This is a genomic window from Peribacillus sp. NPDC096622 (assembly GCF_044762665.1).
GTDB classification, from domain to species: Bacteria; Bacillota; Bacilli; order Bacillales; family DSM-1321; genus Peribacillus; species Peribacillus frigoritolerans_B.
This window is the reverse complement of the sequence record NZ_JBIWES010000001.1, coordinates 264,016-279,243: the sequence shown is the minus strand read 5'-3', so window position 1 is coordinate 279,243 and position 15,228 is coordinate 264,016. Positions and strand designations below refer to the sequence as shown.

The following is a 15,228-nucleotide window of genomic DNA, read 5'->3' as shown; positions in this document are numbered from 1 at the left end:
AAGGTGATTCATATTAAGAGGTTATTTGATATTACTGGTTCTTTTGTAGGTTTAGTCATTTTGTCGCCAATCATAATAATTACTTCGATACTAATACGTCTCAAACTTGGTTCACATATTGTCTTTAAGCAACAACGTCCAGGCTTTAACGGTAAGCCTTTTTATGTATATAAATTCCGTACAATGACGGATGAGAGAGATGAAAACGGGGAGTTACTGCCTGACCAAGACCGTTTAACACAATTTGGCAAGGTACTCCGGAAGCTAAGTTTGGATGAATTACCACAGTTATTTAATGTATTAAAAGGGGATATTAGTCTTGTCGGCCCTCGGCCTTTGTTACTAGAGTATTTGGAGTACTACACACCAGAACAGGCACGACGTCATGAAGTCCGTCCTGGTATTACTGGGTGGGCACAAGTCAATGGGCGTAATGCGATATCTTGGGAAGAAAAATTTAAATTAGATGTATGGTACGTAGATAACCGCTCTTTTTGGTTGGATATGAAGATATTATTTATGACGGTACTTAAGGTGTTTAAATCAGAGGGGATTAGTCAAACAGGACATGTAACAATGGAGAAGTTTAAAGGTTCGGAAGGCGGAGAGTATTAATGAAGCCTATTGTCGTGATTGGTGAAGGTGGCCATAGTAAAGTTATTCAAGAAATTATTTTTGTTGAGGGAGTATATAAGGTAATCGCTATTTTAGATGATAAATATACCGATACAATAAAGAATAATAACATCTTATTTGGCCCTGTAACTTTTGCAAAGGAACTTAATAAAAATATGAAAGTAGAGTTTATAATTGCGATTGGTAATAATAATATTCGTAAAAGGATTGCAAACAATCTTAAAGAATTAGGAGTGAAGTTTGCGGTAGTTATTCATCCTGCTGCCTATGTTAGCCCCAATGTGCAAATAGAAGAAGGTACTGTTGTAATGGCTGCAAGTGTTATCAATGCTGATGTAACTATAGGTAGACATGCTATTATTAACTCTGCTTCTGTAGTAGAGCATGATAATAGCATTGGGGATTTTGTTCATATTTCTCCAGGTGCCATTTTAACAGGTAATGTAAAAATCGGAGAAGGTTCACATATCGGTGCGGGAGCAACTGTGATACCTGGGAAAATGATAGGGGAATGGTCTATAATTGGAGCTGGTGCTACTGTTATTGATCATATTCCAAATGGTGTAACAGCTATTGGATTACCTGCAAAAGTGATTAAGTATTTAAATTAAATTGAAAAGGTGATTATATGCCAAACTATTCAAGAATTTTCCTTTCATCTCCTCATATGAGCGGGCAAGAGCAAAAATATATTAACGAAGCATTCGAAACTAACTGGATTGCGCCACTTGGGCCCAATGTGGATAAGTTCGAGGACGAACTGGCGTTATATGCTGGGGTACGTAATGCAGCAGCCGTTAGTTCAGGAACCGCAGCTATTCATTTGGCATTGAGATTACTAGACGTTGAACTGGGGGATAAAGTATTTTGCTCTTCTTTGACATTTATTGCGAGTGCCAACCCTATCTTGTATCAAGGAGCAGAACCGGTTTTTATTGATTCTGAACCTGATACTTGGAATATGTCACCCATTGCATTGGAAAAAGCCTTTTTGGATGCGAAATCTGAAAACAAGTTACCAAAAGCTATAATTGTAGTAAATTTGTATGGACAAAGTGCCAAGATGGACGAAATTATTGAGATTTGTGATAAATATGGTGTTCCTGTAATAGAAGATGCAGCGGAATCGCTTGGTGCGGAGTATAAAGGTAAGAAGAGCGGTACATTTGGCAAGTTTGGTATCTATTCGTTTAATGGCAATAAAATTATAACAACTTCAGGTGGCGGAATGCTGATTTCTAATGATGAAGAAGCATTAAAGAAAGCTCGCTATTTAGCGACGCAGGCTCGCGACCAAGCGCCACACTATCAACATAGCGTAGTAGGATATAACTACCGGATGAGTAATATTCTGGCGGGAGTTGGACGAGCACAGCTTGAGGTGCTTGATGAACGGGTTGCAACGAGAAGGGCAAAGTTTGAACGATATGTGGAAGCACTAGGTAAGATTGAAGGTATAAACTTTATGCCTGAGCTTGAAGGAACCTTACATAACCGCTGGCTTACAACTATGACAATTAATCAGGAAAAACTTGGTTTATCATCATTAGAACTAATTAATGGTTTGGCAGAAGAGAATATTGAAGCTCGTCCGGTATGGAAACCGCTTCATTTGCAACCGGTTTTTGAAGGTGTGAAGTATTATCCTCATAAAATAGGCAGAAGTATCTCAGAAGAATTATTCGGAAGTGGAGTCTGTCTACCTTCTGGATCAAACATGACTGAAGAACAACAAGAACGGGTAATTGATAAAGTCATAAATGTGATAAACAGTTACGCAGGTATCCGTTAATGGAACAGATGCTGGGAAAATTGACCTCAGCAACTAAATCAAGGCTTCCAGAAAAGGTACATGCTTATTTTAACTAGAAATCTTATTTATTGTACTATCGGAGATATATTAAGAAAACAGCTTCTTTTATTTTAGCTTAACAATATACTGAATATAGAAAGAAAGATGGGAAAAAACAAATACATGTTGTTATTCCGTTTGTATTTGTTTTTCATCTATGAGCTTACTGCCTCCAGTCTCCTAGAAAGGGAGTAAAAGAATGAATAAAATAAATAAAAAAATAAAAATAATGACAATTTTTGGTACAAGACCAGAAGCGATTAAATTGGCACCTCTAGTATTAGAATTAGAAAAACATCCTAAAGTTATTGAATCTATTGTAACTGTTACAGCTCAACACAGAGAAATGTTAGATCAGGTTTTAGAGGCATTTAAAATTACGCCGGATTATGACTTGAATATAATGAAAGAGCGACAGTCTTTGACAGGAGTAACTTTAAATTCATTAATAGGTTTAGAAAATGTAATGAAAGAAGTACAACCAGATTTAGTTCTAGTTCATGGAGATACTTCAACCACATTTGCGGCAAGCCTTGCTGCTTTTTATAATCGAATTTCAGTTGGACATGTTGAGGCAGGCTTAAGAACGTGGAATAAGTATTCTCCTTTCCCTGAAGAAGTAAATAGACAATTAGTAGGAGTATTAGCAGATTTCCATTTTGCACCGACTTATAAGGCAAAGCAGAACTTATTAAAAGAAAATAAAAAACCTGAAACTATTTTTGTAACAGGTAATACAGCCATAGATGCATTGAATACCACTATTAAAAAAGATTATACACATGAAATTTTAGAGCAACTTGGAAATGATAAGATGTTGCTTTTAACTGCCCATCGTCGTGAAAATCTGGGTGAACCTATGAGAAATATGTTTAGGGCTATTAAAAGGCTATTAAAAGAACATAATGATTTGCAAGTAGTATATCCAGTTCATCTAAATCCTGCTGTCAGAGAGGTAGCAGATGAAATACTAGGTAATGATACAAGAATTCATCTTATAGAACCATTGGGTGTAATAGATTTTCATAATATGGCATCAAAAGCATATATAATTTTAACTGATTCAGGTGGGGTTCAAGAGGAGGCTCCATCATTGGGGAAACCGGTACTTGTTCTTAGAGATACAACAGAAAGGCCTGAAGGGATAGAAGCTGGAACTTTAAAATTAGCAGGAGTTAATGAAGAAACTATTTTTAATTTAACAAATGAGTTGCTTAATGATAGAAAAAAATATGAAAAGATGACCAATGCATCTAATCCATACGGAGATGGTAATGCTTCATCTCGAATAGTGAAAGCTATATTACATCATTACGGAAAAATAGAAAGTGTACCAATCGCATTTGGTGGTTAAGTATTGTAAAGAGTATATGGAAATTAAGACAAAAGAAATTATATAAATAAAATTTTGGACTACATTTGTACTTTAACCTGAATAATGGATTACGATATATCCTTTATTCGGGTTTTCTATGTTCTATGACTAGAAACCGGTTATTAAATCAATAAAGATATGAGCGGAGGAAGGAAATGAATAAGATTTTGTTTAATGTATTTAATATAATGGATTTTCAAATACTCTATAAAAATTATATATTCTTGACTCGTATCACTACTACAAAGATATACATTTGAATCTTCAATTTGATAAACTCTGCAACCGCGGCCAACCTACCAAATGGCCTCTAGAATACCCATCCGATACTGAAGAAACTAAATGAAACTCTTATTCTCTCACCATCACCTATTTTATGTAAAAACTGGAAACTTATTTAGTGATAACCAGACTTACTCAGAGCATTTTCATTGAAAGGTATATTGAATTGTTGAAGCCCTATGCTAGGCGCACCGAACCTTTAACTTCATTTTTAAAGCATTTAACTTATTCATTAAACCCAAGAAGTAGATAGTAAACTATTAATTAAAATACCCATGTATATTAACCCTGTTGTAACGCTTCTAGAGAGCAACACGGTAGAAATGATTTAGGAGTGGTTAACGCCACCCTTCCATTAAATTTTGTCACAGGGATGATTCGAATATGCATAAGGCATTCTTGAGAGGCACCTCAGCTGTTTATATTAACAGCCGATTGCATTTACTTCATAACCTGTTCAAAAAAGTGAAAAAGTACTTGAAACAGAATTTCCTTTATATAAACGGTGTTTAGCAGGAACCGGGATACAGTAGATCCTTCCAAACTTTTAAATTGGTAATTTCAAAAGTAAGTATAAATGAATTAGGAAAAAAACGGCTAAATTGTCTAGGACAAGCTAGAAGTCATTTTATTTAAAATCTCTAACAATTCTACATAATTTAGATTCCTACTTTTAAAGGAGCGATGACTTATTAAGAATATTGTTTTAATGCTATTTTCTGCAGTTATAATCGCCTTTTTATATAGTCATTTTCATAATAACTTTGACATTAGGGATAATAATAATAATGTTAAAATTGATCTTCAAAATGTTTACGAATATAGTGTACTTAAATATGGAGCAAAAGGTGATGATTTAGATGATGATTTACTAGCTATACAGAGAGCAATTAATCAAGCAAATAAAGATGGTGGAGGGGAGGTTTATGTACCTAGAGGAAAATACTATGTTGAAAAGACAATTCAAATTAAATCTAATGTAAAACTTATATTAAATAAAGGCGCAACCCTGTATGTGAAAAATAATGTTAACGTTGTCCAAATTCGATTAAATGGAAGTATTCAAGGAGGGACTATTAATACAGGTTTAGTGAAAGATTATAACTCAAGTGTCATTTATCTAGACGGACAAGATGGATTTTCTTCAGGAAACCATCAAACTATGATTTCTGATATTAATATCTTAGGAAATGGAAACGGAAATGCTATTTATTTTAATGCGAAAAATCATCTTGATTGTATTTCTTGGGTACAAGTGAGGAATCTCAATATTTATGGTTTTGGTAGGGCGATTTATTTTAAAACAGCTACATTAAAAGATTCTAATATAATTTGGATTAATGGGAATACGTTTAATCAAGTAAATATTAGTAATTGTAAATTTGGTATTTTCCTTGATGGTCATGCTTATTTACCTAATGAAATAGCAGGTAACAGTTTCACCAATATTCAGATTCAAATTTCAGAAATTACGGAATATGGTATATTTGTTAAAGGGAATCGCAATTACTTCGAAGCTACAATTTGGGATAGCCAGGGTACCAATGCTGCTAAATTTGATGTAGATTCTTATCGAAATAAATTAGTAAGTAATATAAAAATGAATAGCTTAATAGATTTAGGAAAAGAAAATATAATAAACTTTTACTAACATAGTGTGATGGTCAATTAGAACCTTTTGAAGTTATTCGTATTTTAAACTGTCTGATTAACTTACGTTAATTGAATCAGGTTGATTATTTTAGATTCATTGAGATCGTGAAATGGGAATCGAAAAGTGTAAAGCAATATATTAGGGGAAAAGATAGATGAAACATAATTATGTGTGTTTAAGGTCAGTAAATGCAGAAACTGATACGAAGCAATTTAGTTAATCAAATTATCAAATAACAAAATGCTTGTAAATTAAATTATTTTGTTCTTATTTTGCAATTGTAATTTGTTTGTTGTTGACTTAGTAGATTGAACTTTCCCATGAGTTGCCTTTTGACATAGTATGGAATCGTTCACAATTCTAACAAAATGTTGTACAACATTTCTTCTGGGGATATTGGTTTTCACGTTATAACCACTGCAAATGGGGGTGAAGACATCCGTCTGTCTCTCTATGATAAATTTTATGAACTTCGACAATATTTAGGAAAATAAGTTTTAAAGGGTGTTCTCTTTCCGAGAGTAAATTTTCTCTTTTTTCTTGTAGACTTATACCTTAACAAGGGGGAAAAAATGAATACTAATTTTACTATACAAGGTTTAAGAGGTCTTTGTGCTTTAATAGTTTTTATCTGTCATCTTGTAGGCATGGCAGGGGTGGCCGGTTTTTTGCACTTCAACGAATTTTGGGAAATTAAGAATGAAGTGATTGCAGCAACAGGTGTAAATTTATTTTTCGTTATAAGTGGATATTTAATTTCTCATAGTTTAATGAAGCATAAACTAATAAAAAAATTCCTATGGAATCGAGTTTTGAGAATTTACCCAGTTTATTTATTATTGTTTGTTATTATGTTTACAATTGGACCAATCATTGATTTTGAATGGTTTAAGGACATAAGATCTCTAGACTATTTTAAGAATTTATTTGGGAACCTATTTATGCTTCAAGGTATATTTCCTATTCCACAAGCCGTACAAAATTCTTGGAGTTTGGGGTATGAATTCGCCTTTTATATAAATGCATGTTTGATTTTCATTATCCTTCAAGGCGATTTTGTTAAAAATCGTTATATAAGGGGTTTTTGTTTAATACTAACGATATTAATATCCCTTACTATATTATTTTATAGACCTCGTGCAATGTTCTTTTTAGTAGGTGTGTTTTTATACTTTATTCAAAGGAAGAACAAAGAGAATGCTAAATCAAACGTCTATAGCTCCTATAATTTGCTTTTGAAAACAAGGGGTATTATATTTTTATGCCTGACTATAATTAGTTTTGAGTATAGTACATTTATTTCGGTAGTTTTTAGCTTTTTCTTTTTTGTAGACATAATCAAAGAAAAAGGTATTCTAGCATCTGTATTAAGGAGTAGAGTATTCCAGTATTTTGGATCGATAAGTTACAGTCTTTATTTATGGCACCCATTTGGTATTTTCCCATTAAAGATTTTATTGCCAAAGGTTATTCCTAATAATAATTTGACAACCTTTGTGATATTTGCGCTATTTGGAACAATTTTTTCCCTACTTCTTTCTCATTATTCTTATAAGTACATTGAAGTATGGTTCACGAATCAAATGAGGATTAAAAAGCTTTATACAAAGATGACTAAGAATCACTCAACAAATCAGGCAAGCTAATGCCTTTCTAAAGAGGACTGATCTTTCATCCTAATATTTGACATAGGAACAACGTATGTGAGATACCCCTTAGAATAGTTAATCTGTAACTATGTATGGTTTATTTTGAGTGAAAGTATACCTTTATCAAAGTTGTCTTGCATAGGACAGTTTCTTCTGCTATACATAAGAAACACAATAAAATTACGAAAGAACCAAAAGTAGACTGATGTGGACAATAGAATTTTAATACATTGACACAAATAAGTTGAGTTTTTAGCGGTCCTCCTAATTTGAATTTTCAATCATTCGATTAGGGAGTTTTATTCTCATGTTACTATGTATTCTTTTGCGGTTATACTAGGCTTCAATAAAATGAAACCTGGGAAATTTCACTGTATTAAAGTCTATATATTGTATGTTGTTGACTTTCTTTATTTATGAGGCATGAAAGGCTTTGAGAGATACTATCGAAGGCAACCTCTTTCACTAACGTATTGTATAATTTAATGTGTTGAACCGTCGAGTAAACTCACTACTGGTATATTGTGCTTCTCTTTCCATACAATTTATTAGAATAGTCGGATTAAAGAAGACATTAGGTAGAAAGTAAAAAGTGGGTTGCATCGTAATTAGGAATTACCGGAAAAGGTAGATGTGTTATTAATAGTCTTTGCTATATTACTGGGTTAAAGAGGGAAATTTATCTAAGTAGCTATGTTTGTGAAATTTAGTAAAAAAGTTAAAGGGGAAGTTAATTATTAATAATTACAGTATCGATTTGTCTAGCATACCACAGGAATTAAGATTATTAATTGAAATTATGAAGATAGATAATTTCGATAGTAGTAAAACATATTTAAAAGATGAATTGTTTGCAGACATTGATTGGGAGATATTTCTCCTATTGGCAAAACATCATCGAATTTATCCATTAATTTATTCAAAGTTAAAAAGTATAGGAGAAAAAAGAATTCCTTCACATGTCCTTAATGCTTTGTACCAACAATACAAAAACAATACATATTATATGCTCCAGTTGTGCGGCGAAATGGAACAAGTAAGTAAATTATTTACTGAAAATCAAATTAGTCTTATTTTCCTAAAAGGACCAGTAATTGCTGCTGATATTTACGGGGATATTTCCCTCCGAACTTCCAAAGATTTGGATATTTTAATTCAAATAAACGATTTAAAAAAAGCAGAAGAACTTCTATTGACTCAAGGATATAAAAGAGAAGAAGGTTCAAAAACAATTTACGAGTGGAAATGGAACAAACACCACGTAACATACTTCCATCTTCAAAAAGGAATCGAGATTGAACTTCATTGGAGACTTCACCCTTCCCCTACAAAAGAACCAAGTTTTAATGAATTGTGGGAACGAAAAAGGGTTAGTATGATTACAAGTTATCCTGTTTACTTCTTAGGAAAAGAAGATTTGTTTTTATATCTGGTTACTCATGGGGCTAGGCATGGGTGGTTCCGTCTACGGTGGTTGGCAGATATTGATCAAATAATAAGGAAGAGTATAATTATTGAAAATAATAACGTATTTCTAATTCAAAAGCACTACTTAGGAAAACAAGTACTTATATTATCCTCACAAGTATTAAACAATCCAAAAACAGAAGAGATGAAATCATTTACCGGAGGAAAACGTTCAAGAAGGATAGCGCAATTGGCAATATTTTACATTGTAGAAATGGGTCATTCGCATATCAATGAGTCTAAAGGTGAATTGGCTATAAACGATAAACATCATCTATTTTCAATAAAGTCAAATCTGCAGAGGTCCTTCGTCTTAAATCTTTATCAATTTTTAATAAAGTCAAATCTGCAGAGGTTAATCTTTGTTATAAAATTTTTTTTTCCGAGTTCAGAGGATGTAAAGACTTTGAGGTTGCCTAAACCCATTTATTTTTTATATTTTCCGTTACGTCCCTTTTTATGGGCTTGGAGAAAAACTAGGAAGCCCATATAAATATATAAGGATTATTCGGAAATGGAAAGTGTAAAATAAGCCGTAAAAGCATTCATCTTTTACAAAGGTGGATGCTTCTCTTTACTTTTTTACAGGAAATCACTACCAAAATCTAATGAATCCTTTTTTATTATTACTAACTGTTAACGGTCTCATTTTAGGACTTTTTGTAAGAGTAATTCGACTACTCTAACACTTGAGAAGGAGCAACAAATTTAATAGTCATTTTTTTAGAAGTTTCAGACATGACAAAAGAAGGAAAAGGTAGAATAAGTATAATAACGTTTGGTAAAAAAATGTAAATTTCAAATTTCCTTCCAAACCTAAAACTTTGGGGATTTAGGTACAACGTCTAAAAACTAGGAATACATTTTTTGCTCATTACCTGCAATCTTACTAGACAGCTAAACGGTTAAAAATGATTGAACGAGAAAAGTATTAGATGATTAGGTAACTTGCAATTTAGATTGAATTGAATCAAAAGGTAAGTATTACCTCAAAGATGACGAGTGAATGGGTGGCTCCATTTGTTAACTAAGCGATAGGTCGTCCCTTTCGATTCTGCCTCTAGGCATTCTGATTCTACTTTATCAGGGGTGAAATTTAAGGGAGTGTATACTGGTGTAAAATCTTCTATAGCGAAAGATTAGGCATAAGTTTTTTAACATCAGGAGGATTGGTGGATCTAATATAATACTAATTTTTCCCATTGGTGATGTATCGGCAAGTCAAGATTTCCTTTATACGTTATTTCCTTACATGGGTTAATACTTATAGTCAAAGCATAAAAGTCTTCATTGTAAGGAAGTTTGGCACCTTATATCCAAAAGATTCGCCTGTCTAGCTCCAGATTCTCTCAATAGTGTGTAAAAAGTATATGAACATTATCTCTTGAAGTGTTCTCTATAAGATATCTAATTAATTGGATGTTTCCAGTGAATTAAGATACTCTTACTGCTCTCCAATTTGATTTTTCATAGTGAATCTTTTTCTTTCCAAGCAGTATAAGAAGCGAGGGAACGGTAAAAGATTCTTGTATTCCTGCTTTTTAAGGTATGACTCTTAACGCAATTTCATTAAGTTTAGCAATATTAGTTGGAAAAAAGGCAAAAGCCTGTAGTTCAACTATTTTCGCTTTTTGTGATGAGGGATTAAACCATTTCACTTAGTAAGTCAACGTAAAACTTTAGGGTTCATTTTAAGTAATTTCTTAATCGATATTAAACAGGAAGATTGATTAATGATTGAGAGGTCTTTTTGGAAATATATGTGGAAATAAAAGTTATTGACATAGGTATAAATAGGTGGTATTTTTAGCTTGTTGCATTCGTTATTAAGAACAAGTTGTTCGTAAAAAAATATTAGGGAGATAGCAACTAGCATACAAATTGAATCATCTCATTAATAAACACCTTAAATTATTGATTACCAAAAAGGTAAAGATGATTTTTAATTAATGATATTAGTTTATATAAATGAAATTTACAAAATGTACTCCTTTGAAAATTCTAAACAAGGTTCATATTCAAAATAATTAATTATATGTGTTAATTGAGTTAAAAAAAGAAAGGATGAAATATAAATGCCTCTATTACAAATGAAAGAAATATGGACTCCTTTAAAATTAGTTGGCGTGAAATTTTTTAAGTCAGATGATAGAAGTATTTTCATCAAAGTAATGAACCAACGTAGGAGAAAGCTAAAATTTTAATATTCTCATTAAAATGTGCAAATAGTGGATTTAAAAGATTAGTATTCACAATCTAACATAACAAAACAATCAGGGGGATAACATGAGTGCTATAGCCGGTATTTATCATTTTAATGAAGAGCCTATAAATCTTCAACAATGCCATATTATGATGACGGCTTTAAAAAAGTACCCTGCTGATTCTATCCAAATGTGGCATAGAGAAAAGATTTTTCTCGGTTGTCATGCCCAATGGATCACGCCAGAGTCTGTTGGTGAGCAGCTCCCGCTTTATGATTATGAAAGACGCTGTACCATTACTGCTGATGCCATTATTGATAATCGTGATGATTTGTTCCAGAGGTTACAAGTTAAGCCATCCGATCGAAAGGGCATGACAGATAGTGAACTGATTCTACTTTCTTACTTTAAGTGGGGTGAAGATGCCCCCAAGTTCTTAATAGGGGATTTTGCTTTTGTCATTTGGGACGAAAAGAAACGGAAGTTGTTTGGGGCAAGGGATTTTTCAGGAAGCAGAACTCTTTATTATCACCAAAACTCTCGGAAATTTGCCTTTTGTACGACTATGGAACCGCTATTAAGATTACCTTTTATTGAAAAAAAGTTGAATAAGCAGTGGCTTGCTGAGTATTTGGCCGTATCGGGAATGATTGATGCAGTAGATTCTTCATTAACGCCATATACAACGATAAATCAGATACCACCATCACATAGCTTAATAATAGAGAACAATAGGGTGACTTTAAAACGATATTCCTATTTAACTCAAGGGGATAAGTTAAAACTTAAATCTACTGAAGATTACATCGAAGCATTTCAAAGTGTCTTCCAGGAAGCTGTTACATCCAGATTAAGGACGCATCGGAAAGTTGGCGCCCAGTTGAGTGGTGGGTTGGATTCCGGGGCTGTTGTTGGCTTTGCTGTAAATCAATTGCAGCGGGAAAGCAATGCACTCCATACATATAGTTATATACCTCCCGAAGATTTTAAAGATTTTACGCCTAAATATTTTTTGGCTGATGAGCGGCCTTTCATCAAATCGACGGTAGGACATGTTGGCGGCATTATTGATCATTATTGTGACTTTAAGGGCAAAGACTCCTTTTCTGAAATGGAAGACTTCCTTGACATCATGGAGATGCCCTATAAGTTTTTTGAAAATTCTTTCTGGTTGAAAGGGATGTTTGAAAAAGCGAATGAGGACGGCATAGGTGTTTTGCTTAATGGAGATAGGGGGAACTTTTCAATTTCCTGGGGATTCCCGTTGGAGTATTACTCCCTCCTATTAAAAAGGCTAAGGTGGGTTCGACTATATCAAGAGTTGGACCAATATAGGAGAAATGTCGGAGGATCTAGATTGCGAAAGGTGAAAGCAATTGCTAGAATCGGCTTTCCAATCATAGATCGGATCTTTCCGGAATGCGGGTCATATAAAATTCCATCCTTAATCAATCCAAGGTTTGCAGAAGGAATAGGCGTATATGATAAATTTAAAGAATTCGGCATGGATGAAACAGGCTGGTATTCGAATTCTGATATTTTTAATGAAAGAAAAAAGCACTTTGAAGATATCTTTCAGTGGAATGCAGGAAATACGCTTTCCACAAAGCTCTCCTTACGATACAAATTGTGGAAGCGAGATCCGACCAATGATATCCGTGTTATTCGCTTTTGTTTATCACTCCCGGAAAGTCAATATGTACAGAATGGGATGGATCGTGCCCTGATTCGAAATGCTACAGTGAATGTCTTACCCGATAAAGTAAGGCTAAACCAACGGTACAGGGGTGTGCAGGGAGCTGATTGGGTTCACCGAATGCTTCCTAAATGGAGTGAATTCATAGAGGAAATTGAGCAGCTGAGCACAGATGATAAAGCCCTGGAGTTCCTTGATGGTCAGGCGATAAAGAATGCTCTAGGAACGATTAAAAAAGGAACTAGTCCCGAACTTGCTACAAATCCTGACCATAAATTCCTAATGCGGAGTTTAATCGTGTATCGATTTTTAAAACGATTCAATTAAAAGGAGGTGAATACTATGAAAAAGGAATGGAAAAAACCTGAATTGGAAATTCTTGATGTTAATCAAACAATGCTTGGAACTGAAGGGGAATATACAGATGCTGCTTTCCCATCAAACACACCTAAAGGTGACATAACTTTTAGTTAAACTTATTCCGTTACTAAGTCTGTTAGGATTCCCCTAAGCCCCTATTTATCCAGTTAATAGGGGTATGACTTATACATTAAAGCTAGTCTAGCTAAGAGACGTTATTTATGTGCGGGGGTATTTATATGATCGGTATCAAAACAAGAACTGTATATGAAGCGTATGGTTTAACCGTTACAAGTGATATAGCTTTGCCCGAATTGCTTCCTATTAATATAGAGGATGATAAAGCTGATATTGTTATTGAAAAAGCGGATCTCCATGCATTATGGTCTGAGCATTCTGTTCCTAATGATGATTTTGTCATTAAGAAAGACTGGATCATGTTTCATGTTTCCAAGACGGCCATTTTCTTGATTCAAAGCGGAAATAGAATAGAATTTTGTCCAATTGATGCAGCACAAGAGGATGAGATTCGTCTTTATATCCTCGGAACATGCATGGGAGCCATTTTGATGCAAAGAAAAATTCTTCCTATACATGGAAGTGCGGTGGCCATAGATGGAAAGGCCTATGCAATTGTTGGTGATTCTGGTGCTGGCAAATCCACTCTTGCTTCAGCTTTTTTAAAAAGGGGCTATAAGCTCATGAGTGATGATGTCATACCAGTAACACTAAATGATGAAAATATTCCAATTGTAACACCTTCATATCCACAACAAAAATTATGGCTGGAGAGCTTAAATCATTTTGAAATGGATTCAAATAACTATCAGCCACTCATTGTTAGAGAAGATAAATTCGCTGTTCCGGTCCAAAATCAGTTTATTACCGAACAACTCCCGCTCGCTGGTGTATTTGAATTGATCAAGGGAGAAAATGACGAGATAGATATTACGCCTATACCATCCCTTCAAAGATTTTATAAATTGTATCATCATACATACCGTAATTTTTTTATCCAAAAATCTGGATTGATGGACTGGCATTTTAATACTTCTGCGAAAATGATTAAGAAAATCGAGTTTTTCCAATTACGTAGACCAACGAATCGCTTTACGGCGCCAGACTTATCGGAAATAATTTTAAACGTATTAAATAAAACGGGAGGTAAGAGTTCATGATTATTAATCAACTTGATACGAAATATAGCCAAAGTCCAGGAAACATAGTAAGTGACATGGATGGGGAAAAAGTGATGTTAAGCGTTTCTAACGGTAAATATTATAATTTAGGTGAACTGGGCGGGGAAATTTGGGAGTTAATGAAGGAACCCATCACGATTCAAGAGTTAGTTACAACATTACAGTCACAATACAATGTCGATCAAACCGATTGTAAAGAGCATGTCACGGACTTTTTAAGTCAATTGCTGGAACAAGGCTTAGTCAGCATCCATTCCTAGTATCATGAATCTTTAGTCTAGGAGGCTAAAACTATGAATATCGTAAAGAAAGCTCAGACTTTTCTTCGATTAGATTTCAAGATAAAGCTGCTGTATATCGAAGCCTTTTTACAATTAGGCAGGGCCCGTTACCTTAAAAGCATTTCCTTTTCAAAAGTCGCCCCAACACTTGGTGAACAGATGAAAGAGTCATCATATGAATTAAATATAGAGGATAAAGAGATTTTAGCAAATGTATCGCAGGCTATAAATATTATGAGCCGCTACACCATATGGGAAAGCCAGTGTCTTGTAAAGGCAATGGCGGCTATGAAGATGCTGGAAAAACGTGAGATTGATAGCACTCTTTATTTAGGGACAGCCAAAGGTGATAATGGAGGGCTCATTGCACATGCTTGGCTGCGCAGTGGACCTTTTTACATAATGGGAGCTGAAGTGATGGATAGGTTCACTGTTGTTTCTAAGTTCTCTAAAGAGAACGTAATTAAAGGTCTGAAAGAACAAGAATCTAGTTAATCTGATAACATTCTATTTGAACCAAATAAAACCTTTCACCAGGAGTCCACGCGTCACTAACCCCACATATACTCATTT

12 protein-coding genes are annotated in these 15,228 nt (G+C 34.0%); all 12 read left to right on the top strand.

Going from position 1 to position 15,228, the window contains the following annotated elements; all coding sequences use genetic code 11:
* Positions 1-12 precede the first annotated feature (12 nt).
* The 12 genes from ACIQYG_RS01300 (at position 13) to ACIQYG_RS01245 (ending at position 15,150) form a co-directional block, all read left to right on the top strand.
* On the top strand, positions 13-615 hold the full coding sequence (locus ACIQYG_RS01300; protein ID WP_402835483.1) for a sugar transferase: 603 nt from the start codon (positions 13-15) through the stop codon (positions 613-615).
* Positions 615-1,247, top strand: a complete 633-nt coding sequence (locus tag ACIQYG_RS01295) for an acetyltransferase (RefSeq protein WP_402835154.1) — start codon at positions 615-617, stop codon at positions 1,245-1,247. The genes ACIQYG_RS01300 and ACIQYG_RS01295 overlap by 1 nt, the downstream gene beginning before the upstream one ends.
* 17 nt (positions 1,248-1,264) lie before the next feature.
* Complete coding sequence (locus tag ACIQYG_RS01290; protein WP_402835153.1) at positions 1,265-2,428, top strand: DegT/DnrJ/EryC1/StrS family aminotransferase; 1,164 nt, start codon at positions 1,265-1,267, stop codon at positions 2,426-2,428.
* A gap of 259 nt (positions 2,429-2,687) precedes the next feature.
* The gene (gene wecB / locus ACIQYG_RS01285; RefSeq protein ID WP_402835152.1) at positions 2,688-3,842 is read left to right on the top strand and encodes a non-hydrolyzing UDP-N-acetylglucosamine 2-epimerase; all 1,155 of its coding nucleotides are present in this window, start codon (positions 2,688-2,690) and stop codon (positions 3,840-3,842) included.
* A gap of 1,012 nt (positions 3,843-4,854) precedes the next feature.
* Positions 4,855-5,796 carry a glycosyl hydrolase family 28-related protein gene (locus ACIQYG_RS01280; protein ID WP_402835151.1) on the top strand — a complete coding sequence of 314 codons (942 nt, stop codon included), beginning with the start codon at positions 4,855-4,857 and terminating at the stop codon, positions 5,794-5,796.
* Between the two features lie 575 nt (positions 5,797-6,371).
* Positions 6,372-7,445 carry an acyltransferase family protein gene (locus ACIQYG_RS01275; RefSeq protein WP_402835150.1) on the top strand — a complete coding sequence of 358 codons (1,074 nt, stop codon included), beginning with the start codon at positions 6,372-6,374 and terminating at the stop codon, positions 7,443-7,445.
* Positions 7,446-8,205: 760 nt separating this feature from the next.
* Entirely contained in the window at positions 8,206-9,408 is a 1,203-nt protein-coding gene (locus ACIQYG_RS01270) for a nucleotidyltransferase domain-containing protein (protein ID WP_402835149.1), read from the top strand.
* Between the two features lie 1,793 nt (positions 9,409-11,201).
* Positions 11,202-13,142, top strand: a complete 1,941-nt coding sequence (locus tag ACIQYG_RS01265) for a lasso peptide isopeptide bond-forming cyclase (RefSeq protein WP_402835147.1) — start codon at positions 11,202-11,204, stop codon at positions 13,140-13,142.
* Positions 13,143-13,157: 15 nt separating this feature from the next.
* Entirely contained in the window at positions 13,158-13,289 is a 132-nt protein-coding gene (locus tag ACIQYG_RS01260) for a paeninodin family lasso peptide (RefSeq protein WP_127778420.1), read from the top strand.
* Positions 13,290-13,414: 125 nt separating this feature from the next.
* Complete coding sequence (locus ACIQYG_RS01255) at positions 13,415-14,353, top strand: HPr kinase/phosphorylase (RefSeq protein ID WP_402835144.1); 939 nt, start codon at positions 13,415-13,417, stop codon at positions 14,351-14,353.
* Complete coding sequence (locus tag ACIQYG_RS01250) at positions 14,350-14,634, top strand: lasso peptide biosynthesis PqqD family chaperone (RefSeq protein ID WP_402835142.1); 285 nt, start codon at positions 14,350-14,352, stop codon at positions 14,632-14,634. The genes ACIQYG_RS01255 and ACIQYG_RS01250 overlap by 4 nt, the downstream gene beginning before the upstream one ends.
* A 33-nt stretch (positions 14,635-14,667) precedes the next feature.
* The gene (locus tag ACIQYG_RS01245; RefSeq protein WP_402835140.1) at positions 14,668-15,150 is read left to right on the top strand and encodes a lasso peptide biosynthesis B2 protein; all 483 of its coding nucleotides are present in this window, start codon (positions 14,668-14,670) and stop codon (positions 15,148-15,150) included.
* The last annotated feature ends 78 nt before the right edge of the window (positions 15,151-15,228 follow it).

Excerpts from the sequence above, each read along its gene's own strand:
- ACIQYG_RS01295 (WP_402835154.1), top strand. The coding sequence starts at position 615 with ATGAAGCCTATTGTCGTGATTGGTGAAGGTGGCCATAGTAAAGTTATT.
- ACIQYG_RS01290 (WP_402835153.1), top strand. The coding sequence starts at position 1,265 with ATGCCAAACTATTCAAGAATTTTCCTTTCATCTCCTCATATGAGCGGG.
- wecB (WP_402835152.1), top strand. The coding sequence starts at position 2,688 with ATGAATAAAATAAATAAAAAAATAAAAATAATGACAATTTTTGGTACA.
- ACIQYG_RS01280 (WP_402835151.1), top strand. The coding sequence starts at position 4,855 with ATGCTATTTTCTGCAGTTATAATCGCCTTTTTATATAGTCATTTTCAT.
- ACIQYG_RS01275 (WP_402835150.1), top strand. The coding sequence starts at position 6,372 with ATGAATACTAATTTTACTATACAAGGTTTAAGAGGTCTTTGTGCTTTA.
- ACIQYG_RS01265 (WP_402835147.1), top strand. The coding sequence starts at position 11,202 with ATGAGTGCTATAGCCGGTATTTATCATTTTAATGAAGAGCCTATAAAT.
- ACIQYG_RS01260 (WP_127778420.1), top strand. The coding sequence starts at position 13,158 with ATGAAAAAGGAATGGAAAAAACCTGAATTGGAAATTCTTGATGTTAAT.
- ACIQYG_RS01255 (WP_402835144.1), top strand. The coding sequence starts at position 13,415 with ATGATCGGTATCAAAACAAGAACTGTATATGAAGCGTATGGTTTAACC.
- ACIQYG_RS01250 (WP_402835142.1), top strand. The coding sequence starts at position 14,350 with ATGATTATTAATCAACTTGATACGAAATATAGCCAAAGTCCAGGAAAC.
- ACIQYG_RS01245 (WP_402835140.1), top strand. The coding sequence starts at position 14,668 with ATGAATATCGTAAAGAAAGCTCAGACTTTTCTTCGATTAGATTTCAAG.